This window comes from Rhodopseudomonas sp. (assembly GCF_036404135.1).
GTDB lineage: Bacteria > Pseudomonadota > Alphaproteobacteria > Rhizobiales > Xanthobacteraceae > Rhodopseudomonas_A.
This window is the reverse complement of record NZ_DASWPE010000098.1, coordinates 85,534-98,095: the sequence shown is the minus strand read 5'-3', so window position 1 is coordinate 98,095 and position 12,562 is coordinate 85,534. Positions and strand designations below refer to the sequence as shown.

Genomic DNA, 12,562 nt, shown 5'->3' with positions numbered 1-12,562 from the left:
CGTGCTATGTCGGGATTTCGGGGGGCCGGCTCATGCTTGCGCTTGCACCGCGATGCCGGGCCGCCTATGGGGGCCCGGCGCTTGGTTTTTCACGCCAATTCTGATCCGATCCACACGCCGATCCTGCTATTCTGCTGTCCTGTCGAAGCCGACCTTGGCGATGCCAGCCGCGCTGGCGAGGGACGTCGGAAAGCGGGACACGCGAGCCCTGAAGGCCTGACCTTGCAAGCCGTCGATCCTCCGCGCGAACCGATCCTGACCCTGCCGGGCGCCTTGACCGCCTACGTCGCGCTGCTTGCGGTGATCCATCTGCGCGTGCTGCTGCCGCCGGAATGGGACTATTGGACCATCGAGGCTTTCGGCTTCATCCCGATGCGGTACGATTCGACGCTGCTGGCGACGCCGTTTCCCGGCGGCACCGCCGCCAAGATCTGGTCGTTCGTCAGCTATTCGCTGCTGCACGCCAATCTCAGCCATCTCGGTTTCAACGTGCTGTGGCTGCTGCCGTTCGGCAGCGCGCTGGCGCGCCGGTTCGGGGCGCTGCGGTTCTTCGTGTTCATGGCGGTGACCGCGGTGGCCGGCGCCCTGGCGCATCTCGTCACCCACGAGCACGCGATGGCGCCGATGATCGGCGCCTCGGCCTCGGTGTCGGGCGCGATGGCGGCGGCGATCCGCTTTGCCTTCGTGCAGGGCAGCTTCCTGTCGTTTCGCCGCGGCGACGCCGAAACCGCCGCCCTGGTGCCGGCGCAGTCGCTGATCAGCGCGCTGCGCGATCCGCGGGTGCTGGGCTTTCTCGCGGTGTGGTTCGGCATCAACATCGTGTTCGGCGTGGGCTCGATCGCAATCGGCGCCGAGGGCGCCAGCGTCGCCTGGCAGGCGCATATCGGCGGCTTCTTCGCCGGCCTGTTGCTGTTTGCGCTGTTCGATCCGGTGCCGCGGGCGCGGCCCGCCGCCGACGCCTCGTTTCCCGAGAACTAGAGCTATTCCGGTTCTGATCGATCAGAACCGGAGCTCGAGATCCTTATTTTGACGCGTTGTCTTCACGCGAGGCTGGATCCACTTCGCTCGAAAACGCGATAAGCAAATCGGTTGTTCGATACCTTGCGCGCCGCGCCGGTTTGATCCATCATTGTTGCAAGTTAGTTGCAGTAAGTGCGCGCGGGCGTCTGCCGTTGTGGCGCATGATCGCCAATAGCGACGCCCGGTGTCGGGAAAACATCGCGCTGCAACAACAGCCTGCAGCCGGAATGTGATGCTTGCTCTCGGCGCCGGGGCAGGTTCGCGGCGAGCGACGCTGAACGAACTCGCGGCTGATCTGTTGCTAACTGATTGCAAGAAAGACAAACCGCGCCAGCAAGGCGCGGTCACACGGGAGGCGACCATGACGGTAAGCGCAATTCTGGAATCCAAGGGGCGGCAGATCGTCGGTGTCGAGCCGGACACCCCGCTTTATGCCGCGGTCAAGGTGCTGGCGGACCGGCGGATCGGCGCCGTGCTGGTGCTGACCCGCAGGCGCATCGAAGGCATCCTGTCGGAACGCGACGTGGTGCGGGTGCTGGGCGAACGCGGCGCCGGGGTGCTCGAGGAGCCGGTCAGCGCGGTGATGACCCGCAAGGTGATCAGTTGCCGGCCGACCGACACCGTCGCTGCGATGATGGAGCTGATGACCTCGGGCAAGTTCAGGCATATCCCGGTGATCGAGGACAACGAGATCGTCGGGCTGATCTCGATCGGCGACATCGTGAAGTGGCGGCTGCGCGAATATGAGCACGAGCAGCAGGCGCTGCAGGACTACATCAAGACCGCCTGACGGCCGATCCCGCGGCCAGGGCGCCAGTTATGCTAAGCGCGAAGTTTGCGCCACAGGCCCTTGTTCGGATAAGGTTTTGTCCTACGCTTTCTCGGTGTTGGCGAGCGCCTCCGCCGCGGTTTCCGGGGCGATGACCTCGATCGCCTCCTGGATCGATTCGATGGCGCGCTCGGCGGCTCTGGCGCCGTGGCCGATCATCTCGTCGGCGCGGTGGAAATCGAACCAGCCGATCTTGCCGACCCGCGGCGAGATCAACAGGTCGGGCGGGTCGCCGGCGAGCCGCGCCCGCGTGATGCGATCCTGCATGATGTTGAAGGCGTCGACCATCACCGTGGAGATGCCGGGCCGCTCGCTGGTGCCGAACAATTCGCGCTTCATGAAGCGCTCGGCGGAGAAGAACCGGCCGAAGCCGCGCCGCGGCGCCGGGCTTTCGATCACCGTCTCGATCTCCTCGATCGGGGTGCCGTGCGAGAAGATCGTGGTGCCGTGGCCGACCACGTCGCTGGAGACGTTGGCGGCGATGACGATTTCCGCGCCGAGCGCGCGCGCCGCCGACACCGGCACCGGATTGACCAGCGCGCCGTCGACCAGCCAGCGGTCGCCGATCAGCACCGGGGCGAAGATCCCGGGCAGCGCGTAGGAGGCGCGGACCGCGTCGACGATGCGGCCCTGGGTCAGCCAGATTTCGTGGCCGGTGCGCACCTCGGTGGCGACGCTGGCGAATTTGATGATGAGGTCGCTGATCTGGATCTGGCCGAGCGTCGCCTCGAGCTGCGCTGCGAGCTTGTCGCCGCCGATCAGCCCGGAGCCGTTCAGCCTTATGTCGAGATAGCCGAAAATATTGCGCGGCTGCAGGCTGCGCGCCCAGTCCTCCAGGCTGTCGAGATGGCCGGCGGCGTAGGCCGCGCCGACCACCGCGCCGATCGAGGTGCCGACCACCACGTCGGGGACGATGCCGTTGGCGAGCAGGGTGCGCAGGATGCCGATATGCGCAAAGCCGCGCGCCGCGCCGCCGCCGAGCGCCAATCCGATCACCGGACGCCGGATACTGCCGAGGCCGACCTTGTCACGGCCGCTGACCCCCTGCTGGCCGCGTCCGATCAGGTTTTCCAACACCAAACAGCCTCCTCATCCGGTCTTAATTCGAGTTCCCAATCGATCTAATTGCCGCAGCGCAATCCTGCCAGTCCCACATACAAGCACGATTAATGCGGCTGGGGACAAGGCCTGCGCGGGATTCGCTGAAAAGCCGGTGGATGGCGCGATATCCGCGCGATATCTGCGCGAAATCGCCGTCTTGCGCGCGACCTGCATGGCTTGCAGGTCGGCCCGGCATAATGGCGCGGTCGCTGGCGCGGCTAGTTGCGCGGCTTGGTCCGGTTTCCGGCAAATTCCCAGGCGAATCGCCGGGCGCCTGCGCCGGGGCCGGCCGGTTTGCTGCACAGGCTTGAATTTGCCGCGTTTTCAGTGAAAACCATCGGCATGATGTCATCGCACCCAGCCGGCTCGGGATCCGGCCGCAGCCGCGGCCGGCGGATCGCGTTCGCGCTGGCCGCCATGCTGGCGCTCAGCGCCCCGCAATTCGCCTTCGCGCAGTTCTTCAGCGACCGCCCGCCGCCGATTCCGCCGGCCTCGGTGCCGGAGCCGCCGGCCGGCGGCGCGATCAGCCTGGCGCCGCCGTCCGGTCCCGCCGCGGCGCCGCCCGGCTTGCCACCGACGCTGACCCAGCCGCCGGTGAGCGCGGTGACGCCGCCCGCGGTGTCGCCGTTGCCGGCCACCCCCGCGGCGCCGCCGCAGGCGGTGCTGGCGCTCACAGCGCGCTATGGCAAGGATCTGCCGGTGATCGGCAACAACCTGATCTGGCGGGTGTATACCGACCGCCCGGACGACACCGGGGCGTTCAAGCTGGTCCGCGAGGATCGCGGTGCCACGCCGAACATCGTGCTGCCGCCGGGCAGCTATGTGGTGCATGTCGCCCACGGCCTGGTCAGCGCGGTGCGTCCGGTGACGCTGAAATCCGAGACCGACCGCGAATCCTTCGTGCTGCCGGCCGGCGGCCTGCGGATCGAGGGCCGGGTCGGCTCCAGCAAGATCCCGCAGAACCAGATTTCGTTCAGCATCTACAAGGGCAGCCAGTTCGAAATCGGCGAGCGCGCGCCGCTGTTGCCCAACGTCGCCGCCGGCGACGTGGCGCTGCTGCAGGAGGGCACCTACTACATCATCTCGAATTACGGCGACGCCAATTCGGTGGTGCGCTCCGACATCCGGGTGCAGGCCGGCAAATTGACCGACGTGATCATCACCCATCGCGCCGCGGTGATCACCCTGAAGCTGGTTAGCGACAAGGGCGGCGAAGCCTTGGCCAACACCGCGTGGTCGGTGATCACGCCGGGCGGCGACGTCATCAAGGAATCGATCGGCGCGTTCCCGCGGGTGGTGCTGTCGGAAGGCGAGTATCGCGCCATCGCCAAGAACGAAGGCAAGATGTTCGAGCGCGCCTTCAACGTGGTCAACGGCGTCGACGGCGAAATCGAAGTGATCGCCCGCTGAGCGGCGAACCGCCTTGTCGCAGATTTGTCGTGCGGCTGTCACAGTCGCTAACGCGAACTAACCATCGCGTGACTTAAAACCTTCATAATTCACGGTTTTCGGCGCCGGCGGCGCAGCGTTTAGATTCCCTTAATGCGGCGGCGAGCCATGTGGCGGCACTGGAACTTGCTGTGCTGTGGGGACTCAGCCGTGACTGCTGCGAAAAAACCATCCGCCAAATTCGACTCCGCGATGTTCGGCGATATCCCGGTCTTGAAGCGCAAATGGCAGGCCGCGCTGAAGCCGGGGCAGACGCTGCCGCGCTACGAAGACGTCATGCTGGGCAGCCTCGGCCGGCTCGCCGACCATATCGTGCTGCTGAAGGGCGAGGGCGCCTCATTGGCGGTGTCGCGCAGCGGCCGCTACATCCAGGACTGGCTCGGCCAGGACGCCTGGGACGTGCCGCTCAGCGCGGTGCCGGCGGATTGCGCCACCGCGCTCGCCGAGGCCGCCGCCTGCGGCATCGAGACCGGCCGGCCGTATCTGGCGGTGGCGCATTGCGTGCGCGCCGGCATGGTGCGGACCTATGACGTGGTGGCGCTGCCGACGGCGTCGCGCTGGGGCGAGAAGCTGATCGGGGTCTATGTCAACGAGCGCGGCGCGCAATACAATCTGCTCGACGCGATCTTTTCCTCGACCGACGACGGCATTCTGTCGCTGGCGGCGATCCGCAATGCCGACAACCGGCCGTTCGACTTCCAGATCGTCCATCTCAACGAGGGCGCCTGCCGGCTGCTCGGCGAGCCGTCGACCGCGTTGCAATGGAGCCGGCTGCGCGGCGGCGGGCATCTGTTGTGTTCGCCGGTCGTGGTGGCGCGGCTGCTCAACGTGATCAGCAGCGGCACCAGCGACGTGCTCGAAATCGATCGCGGCGCGCAGACCATCCGGCTCAGCGCCACCGCGTTCGGCGACGTGGTGTCGCTGACGGTGTCCGACGTCACCTCGCTGAAGAAGCGCGAGGATTCGTTCCGGCTGTTGTTCGACAACAATCCGATGCCGATGTGGGTGTTCGACGCCAAGACCACCGACTTCCTCAGCGTCAACGACGCCGCGGTGCAGCACTACGGCTTTGACCGCGAGACCTTCCTGCGCATGAAGCTGCAGGACATCTGGCCGGAGGACGAGCGCGACGAGCATCTGCGCAGCGTGCTGCAGGTCGGCGAGACGCATTACTCCGGCCGCAACTGGCGGCATCTGAAGGCCGACGGCAGCGAGATCGAGGTGTTGACCTTCGGCCGCCAGGTGGCGTTCGACGGCCGCGAAGGTTTTCTCGTCGCCATCGTCGACATCACCGAGCGACGCAAGGCCGAGGCCAAGATCGCCTTCATGGCGCATCATGACGGGCTGACCAACCTGCCGAACCGCGGCTCCTATCAGGAGCATCTGCATCAGGCGCTGGAGCAGAGCCGGCGCAGCAACAGCAAGGTCGCGGTGCTGTGCGTCGATCTCGACCTGTTCAAGAACGTCAACGACTCGTTCGGGCACCCGACCGGCGACCGGCTGTTGCAGAAGGTGGCGGACCGGCTGCGCCAACAGGTCAGCGGCGCCAATCTGGTAGCGCGGCTCGGCGGCGACGAATTCGCCATCGTGCTCGGCGCCATCACCTCGCCGAACGAGGCCAGCGATTTCGCCGCAAGGCTGATCGAGATTCTCAGCGTGCCCTACGACATGGACGGGCCGGAAGTGGTGATCGGCGCCTCGATCGGCATCGCGCTGTCGCCCGGCGACGGCGAGGACGGCGAGGAGTTGCTGCGCAACGCCGACATGGCGCTGTACCGCGCCAAGGCCGAGGGCGGCGGCGCCCACCATTTCTTCGAACGCGAGATGGACCGCCAGGCGCAGAAGCGCCGCGACATGGAGATCGACCTGCGCCGCGCCTTTGCCAAGGGCGAGTTCGAACTGCACTATCAGCCGCTGGTCAATCTCGCCGAGGACCGCATCACCGGCTTCGAATCCTTGCTGCGCTGGCGGCATCCGCAGCGCGGCATGATTTCGCCGGCGGATTTCATCCCGGTCGCCGAGGACATCGGGCTGATCGTCGGGCTCGGCGAATGGGTGTTGCGGCAGGCCTGCGCCGAGGCGGTGAAATGGCCCTGCGACATCAAGGTCGCGGTCAATCTGTCGCCGGTGCAGTTCCGCTGCCGCAACCTGGTACAGGTGGTGATCGCAGCATTGGCGCAATCCGGGCTGGCGCCGACAAGGCTGGAGCTGGAAATCACCGAATCGGTGTTTCTTGCCGACACCGAGGCCAATCTCGCCACGCTGCATCAGCTGCGCGAACTCGGGGTGCGGATTTCGATGGACGATTTCGGCACCGGCTATTCGTCGTTGAGCTATCTGCGCAGCTTTCCGTTCGACAAGATCAAGATCGACCGCTCCTTCGTGCAGGATCTGGCGGAGCGGCCGGACTGTCTGGCGATCGTGCGGGCGATCTCCGGGCTCGGCCGCAGCCTCAACATCACCACCACCGCGGAGGGCGTCGAGACGCTCGATCAGTTGGACTGGCTGCGCGCGGAAGGCTGCAATGAGGTGCAGGGCTTCCTGTTCAGCGCGGCGCGGCCGTCCGCCGATATCGCCGGGCTGTTGTCGCGGTTCGGCGCGCGGGCCTCCGAGGCGGCGTGAGCGGTTCAACGATCCTCGAGCTGGATCGATGCGCTTTGCGATTCCCGGGCTGTCATTCCGGGGCGGGCGCAGCGTCAGCTGCGCGCGAACCCGGAATCTCGCTGCAACACGACCGGATGGCATCACTTGGCGCTAGATTCCGGGTTCGCTCGGCCTAAAGGCCTCACGCCCCGGAATGACAGCTGCGTTCGAGTTAGTTGCGTCGACCCTGAGCGAAAACGACTATACTAGAACCGCGTCACGATTTCGCTGAGCGCGGGGCGGGGGCGGTCGTCGACGGCGCGTGACGGCCTGCTGCCGATATGGATGAAGCCGGCGAGCTTTTCCTCGGGCGCCAGGCCGAGCGCGGTCATCACCTCGCGGTCATAGGCCGCCCAGCCGGTCAGCCAGTTGGCGCCGTAGCCGAGCGCGGTCGCCGCCGACACCAGATTGAGCGCGCTGGCGCCGGCCGACAATTGCTGCTCCCATTCCGGCACCTTGGGGTGCTGTTTCGGCGAACTGACCAGCGCGATCACCAGCGGCGCTTCCGTCAGGTAGTTCTGCTGCGCGGCGACGTCGTCCGGCGAGGCTGCCGGATGCTTGTCGGCGAACGCCTTGGCGATCAGCGCGCCGGCGCGGACGCGGGCGTCGCCCTCGAACACGATGAAGCGCCACGGCGCCAGCTTGCCGTGATCCGGCACCCGCGCGGCGATGGTCAGGATGGTGTCGAGCTCGGCCGGCGAGGGCGCGGGCTCGGTCATCTCGCGCGGCTTGATCGAGCGGCGGGTCTTGAGGAATTCGACGACGTCGGACATGGGCAGGCTCACTTTGCTTCAGGCTTCGTTTTCGCCGGCATCTTGGCAGCGCGGTCCAACAGATCGCGGCCGAGGTCTTCCAGGATCGGCCGGGTCGCCAGGAACAGGCTGTGGCCCTGGCTGGTCTCGATCGCCAGCGCCACCACGTTCGGCTGGTTGGGATCCGGGATCAATTGATAGGCCCGGATCGGGTATGCCGGCAGCTCCTGTTCCTCGGTGATGACGGGCTCTGCCATTACCCCTCCGCCTGCGCGCGCTTGACGTCCGGCGGCACCGCTTCTTCGACCAAGGCGGCGATCGCCTCATTCGTCGGCAGCACGGTCTGGCCCTCGCTGCCGAGCCTGCGCACCGAAACCTGATGGCTCTCGGCTTCCTTCTTGCCGACTACCAAGAGCGCCGGGATCTTGGCCAGCGAATGCTCGCGCACCTTGTAGTTGATCTTCTCGTTGCGCAAATCGAGCTCGACGCGTAAGCCGGCCTTCCGCGCCGCCGCCGCAACCACGCGGGCGTAGTCGTCGCCTTCCGAGGTGATGGTGGTGACCATCACCTGCACCGGCGACAGCCACAGCGGGAAGTGGCCGGCGAAGTGCTCGATCAGGATGCCGGTGAAACGCTCCATCGAGCCGCAGATCGCGCGGTGCACCATGATCGGCGTCTTCTTGGTGCCGTCGGCGTCGATGTAGAACGCGCCGAACCGCTCCGGCAGGTTGAAGTCGACCTGGGTGGTGCCGCATTGCCAGTCGCGGCCGATCGCGTCGCGCAGCACGTATTCGAATTTCGGGCCGTAGAACGCGCCTTCGCCGGGATTGATCGCCGTCTTGATGCGGCCGCCGGAGGCCGCTTCGATCTCAGCCAGCACGGTGGCCATCACCCGTTCGGCGTGATCCCAGCTCTCGTCGGTGCCGACGCGCTTCTCCGGCCGGGTCGAGAGCTTCACCACGATGTCGCCGAAGCCGAAATCCGAATAGGTCGACAGGATCAGTTCGTTGATCTTCAGGCATTCGGCGGCGAGTTGCGCCTCGGTGCAGAACACATGGGCGTCATCCTGGGTGAAGCCGCGCACCCGCATCAGGCCGTGCATCGCGCCGGACGGCTCGTAGCGATGCACCACGCCGAATTCGGCGAGCCGCAGCGGCAGGTCGCGATAGCTCTTCAGCCCGTGCTTGTAGATCTGGATGTGGCCGGGGCAGTTCATCGGCTTCAGCGCGAACCAGCGCTTGTCCTCGGCCTCGTCGCCGGCCGACTGCGCCGCGAACATGTTTTCGCGATACCAGTCCCAATGCCCGGAGGTCTCCCACAGCACCTTGTCGAGGATCTGCGGGGCGTTGACCTCGTCATAGTCGCCGGCGAGCCGGCGGCGCATATAGGCGATCAGGGCCTGGAAGATGGTCCAGCCCTTGGCGTGCCAGAACACCACGCCGGGGCCTTCCTCCTGGAAATGGAACAGGTCGAGTTCGCGGCCGAGCTTGCGGTGGTCGCGCTTTTCGGCTTCCTCGATCTGCTTGAGATAAGCGTCGAGCTCTTCCTGCTTGGCAAACGCGGTGCCGTAGATCCGGGTCAGCATCGGGTTGTTGGAATCACCGCGCCAATAGGCGCCGGCTACCTTCATCAGCTTGAAGGCGGTGCCGATTTTGCCGGTCGAGACCATATGCGGGCCGCGGCACAGGTCGAACCAGTCGCCCTGGTAATAGATCTTGATCGGCTCGGTGCCGGGAATCGCGTCGACCAGCTCGACCTTGAACATCTCGCCCTTGTCGCGGAACACCTGCTTGGTCTTCTCGCGGTCCCAGACGTCCTTAGTGAACGGTTTGTCGCGGCCGATGATCTCGCGCATCTTTTTTTCGATCGCGGCGAAATCCTCCGGCGTGAACGGCTCGTTGCGGAAGAAGTCGTAGTAGAAGCCGTTCTCGATGGTCGGGCCGATCGTCACCTGGGTGCCGGGCCACAGCGTCTGCACCGCTTCGGCGAGCACATGGGCGCAGTCGTGGCGGATCAATTCCAGCGCGCGGGCGTCGTCGCGGGCGATGAAATCGATCTTGGCGTCGCGGTCGACCGGATCGGCGAGATCGGTCAGGACGCCGTCGAGCGCCATCGCCACGCTGCGCTTGGCCAGCGACGGGGCGATGCTCTTGGCGATCTCGAGGCCGGTGGTGCCGCGCGGGTATTCGCGGCTCTTGCCGTCCGGGAAGGTGACGACGGCGTGGGTCGCCGAGGCCGGCTTCAGATTGGACAGGCTGTATTGGAATCCCTGGGCGGGCGAGGACTTGTCGGGCATCATGCTCTCCTATGGCTCACTCCTGCGAACGAGCGCAGGTAAGCTGATTTGAGCGGTATAGCAGCGGAATCGGGCGTTGCAACGGCGGAAAGACGCCGTCGCGGCGGGGCGCCGGTTTTCGACCACGACGCCTGCGATCGATCGGGCGCGCGCTGCGGCCGGAACTACGGCAAGAGAAGCGCGCGTTCGCCGGCGGTCACGCGCGCCAGTTCGCGCGGCAGCCGCGGCAGCACGCTGTCCCAGTCGCGCGGCCGGCGCTGCCGGAACAGCCGCATGGTGGGATACCACGGGCTGTCCTCGCGCTCGCGCATCCAGCGCCAGTCCTGCGCATAGGGCAGCATCACCCAGACCGGGCGGCCGAGTGCCGCGGCAAGATGCGCCACCGCGGTATCGACCGCGATCACCAGGTCGAGCGCGGCGATCGCCGCCGCGGTGTCCGACAGGTCGGCCAGCGCCGGGCCGAGATCGGTGATGGCCTCGCCGAGCCGTGCCAGCACCGGCCGATCGGCCGCCGGCGGCTCCTTCTGCAGGCTGTAGAGCTGCACGCCGGGCAGCAACAGCCGCGGCAGCACCGCCTCGGCCGACAGCGAGCGCTGCGCATCGGCGGAATGTTTCGGGTTGCCGGCCCACACCACGCCGACCTTCAGCGCGGTGTCCTCGGCCGCCAACGCCCGCTGCCAGGACGCGAGCTTGCCCGGTTCGGCCGACAGATAGGGCACCGCGGCCGGGATGGTCTGCAGGGTGGTGCCGAGCGCATGCGGCAGGCTCAGCAGCGGCAGATGCAGGTCGAACGCCGGCAGCTTCTCGCCGCGCGCCAGCACGGTGACGCCGAGGCTGTGGCGCAACAGCCGCACCAGCGCCGGCTGCACCTGCAGCAGCACGGTGGCGCCCATCGCCATGATGATCGGCACGTAGCGCGCCATATGCAGCGCGTCGCCGAGCCCGTCGGCGGAATGCAACAGCAGGGTGCGGCCGGCCAAAACTTCGCCGCGCCATTCCGGCACGCTGAAGCGCTGCTGGTTGGCGGCGACCTCTTTGCAGCGCCGCCGCCATTCGTATTCGTGAAAGCCATGGCCGAGGTCGCCATTCAGCAACAGGAAATGCGCATGATTGAGCCGGGCCTGCGGCTCCTCAGGGGTGAGCGCGATGGCGCGTTGCGCTGAGGCCAGCGCCTGATCGATCAGGCCCAGCCCATTATAGGTGACGGCGAGGTTGACATGGGCCTTGGCAAATAACGGGTCCGCGGCGATGGCGCGCTGAAGCATCGCGGCGGAGGCGTCGAACGCGCCCTGCGCCTCATGGATGATGCCGAGATTGGTCAGCGCCGGGGCGTGATCGGGGTTGACGGCGATCGCGGCCTCGCAGGCGGCGGTCGCCTCGTCGTAGCGTTTCAGCTTGAACAGGCAGGCGCCGATGTCGTTGAGGATCGCCGGATTGTCGGGGTCGAGCGCCGCCATCCGCCGGTAGGCCTCCAGCGCCGCGGCGAAGCGGTCGCTGCTGAAATGCGCCAGCCCAAGCAGTTTCAGCGCATCGAAATGCGCGGGCGCGCGGTGCAGCGCGGCGCTGGCGCAGTCGATCGCCTCGGCGAATTGATCGAGGCGGTGCAGCGCCACCCCGATCCGGGTCAGCTTGTCGGCGTCGTTGGATTGCAGCGTCAGCGCGTGGCGATAGCTGGCCAGCGCCGGCTCGGTCTGCCCCAGCCCCTCCAGGATCTCGGCCAGCGCCAGATGCGATTCGACGGCTTTCGGCTGTAGCGCGATGGCGCGGCGGCAGGCCGCCAACGCTGCGTCCGGTTGCTCACCCTGCGCCAGCGCCAGCGCCAGATTGCGATGCCCTTCGGCGAACTGCGGATGCGCCGCCACCGCGCGGCGATAGAGTTCGCAGGCTTCGTCGCGCTTGCCCTGATCCTGCAGGATGTTGCCGAGATTGAGCAGCGCCTCGTGCGAATTCGGATCGCGCGCGATCAACTCGCGATAGACGTCGGCGGCTTCGCCCATTTTGCCCTGCGCGGTCAGAATCCGCGCCAGCCGGAAGCGCGCCGCAACCAGCGCCGGATCGAGCGTTACGGCGCGGCGGCAGGCCGCCTCCGCCTCATTCAGCCGTTGCAGATCGTGCAGCGCGGCGGCGAGCTTCAACTGCAATCCGGCGTGGTTCGGCCGCAGCCGGGTGCCGCGCTGCAACGCCGCCACCGCGCCCTCGGCTTCGCCCTTCTGGGCCAGCGCGTCGCCGAGCGTGGCGAAGGCGTGGGCGTTGCCGGGATCGAGGTCGAACACCCGGTGCAGCAGCGCGGCGCCCTCCGCCGGGCGGTCGCTGGCGAAGGCGATCACCGCGGAGAGGTGCAGCGCGTCGACATGGTCGGGATCGGCGCCAAGGATTTCGGCGCACAATTGGCCGGCCTGGCGGGTGTGGCCGGCGCCGTAGTGGTCGATGGCCTGCGCCAATGCCGCATCGGCCGCTGTGCTGCTCATGTCT

General features: G+C 67.0%; 9 protein-coding genes. 4 read left to right on the top strand and 5 right to left on the bottom strand.

Going from position 1 to position 12,562, the window contains the following annotated elements:
* Window positions 1-222: 222 nt before the first annotated feature.
* Both VGC77_RS12115 and VGC77_RS12110 read left to right on the top strand, forming a co-directional pair.
* On the top strand, window positions 223-978 hold the full coding sequence (locus VGC77_RS12115; RefSeq protein WP_331171817.1) for a rhomboid family intramembrane serine protease: 756 nt from the start codon (window positions 223-225) through the stop codon (window positions 976-978).
* Between the two features lie 403 nt (window positions 979-1,381).
* On the top strand, window positions 1,382-1,810 hold the full coding sequence (locus tag VGC77_RS12110) for a CBS domain-containing protein (RefSeq protein WP_331171816.1): 429 nt from the start codon (window positions 1,382-1,384) through the stop codon (window positions 1,808-1,810).
* A gap of 81 nt (window positions 1,811-1,891) precedes the next feature.
* Here VGC77_RS12110 and VGC77_RS12105 read toward each other — a convergent pair whose 3' ends face one another.
* Window positions 1,892-2,926 carry a patatin-like phospholipase family protein gene (locus tag VGC77_RS12105; RefSeq protein ID WP_331171815.1) on the bottom strand — a complete coding sequence of 345 codons (1,035 nt, stop codon included), beginning with the start codon at window positions 2,924-2,926 and terminating at the stop codon, window positions 1,892-1,894.
* A gap of 366 nt (window positions 2,927-3,292) precedes the next feature.
* Here VGC77_RS12105 and VGC77_RS12100 point away from each other — a divergent pair, with 366 nt between their 5' ends.
* Together VGC77_RS12100 and VGC77_RS12095 are read left to right on the top strand one after the other, a co-directional pair.
* Window positions 3,293-4,360, top strand: a complete 1,068-nt coding sequence (locus VGC77_RS12100; protein ID WP_331171814.1) for a hypothetical protein — start codon at window positions 3,293-3,295, stop codon at window positions 4,358-4,360.
* Between the two features lie 189 nt (window positions 4,361-4,549).
* Window positions 4,550-7,021: a putative bifunctional diguanylate cyclase/phosphodiesterase gene (locus VGC77_RS12095; protein WP_414709652.1), complete on the top strand. Its 2,472-nt coding sequence runs from the start codon at window positions 4,550-4,552 to the stop codon at window positions 7,019-7,021.
* Between the two features lie 227 nt (window positions 7,022-7,248).
* Here the strand turns inward: VGC77_RS12095 and VGC77_RS12090 are convergent, their stop codons facing one another.
* The 4 genes from VGC77_RS12090 to VGC77_RS12075 all read right to left on the bottom strand — a co-directional run bounded on the left by VGC77_RS12090 (window position 7,249) and on the right by VGC77_RS12075 (window position 12,558).
* A complete protein-coding gene (locus tag VGC77_RS12090) occupies window positions 7,249-7,815 on the bottom strand; it encodes a nitroreductase (RefSeq protein ID WP_331171813.1) in 567 nt (188 codons plus the stop codon).
* An 8-nt stretch (window positions 7,816-7,823) separates the two neighbouring features.
* Entirely contained in the window at window positions 7,824-8,051 is a 228-nt protein-coding gene (locus VGC77_RS12085; protein ID WP_331171812.1) for a hypothetical protein, read from the bottom strand.
* Window positions 8,051-10,090: a threonine--tRNA ligase gene (thrS, locus tag VGC77_RS12080; RefSeq protein WP_331171811.1), complete on the bottom strand. Its 2,040-nt coding sequence runs from the start codon at window positions 10,088-10,090 to the stop codon at window positions 8,051-8,053. Before thrS ends, VGC77_RS12085 begins: the two co-directional genes overlap by 1 nt.
* 164 nt (window positions 10,091-10,254) lie before the next feature.
* A complete protein-coding gene (locus tag VGC77_RS12075) occupies window positions 10,255-12,558 on the bottom strand; it encodes a tetratricopeptide repeat protein (RefSeq protein ID WP_331171810.1) in 2,304 nt (767 codons plus the stop codon).
* Between the last annotated feature and the right edge of the window lie 4 nt (window positions 12,559-12,562).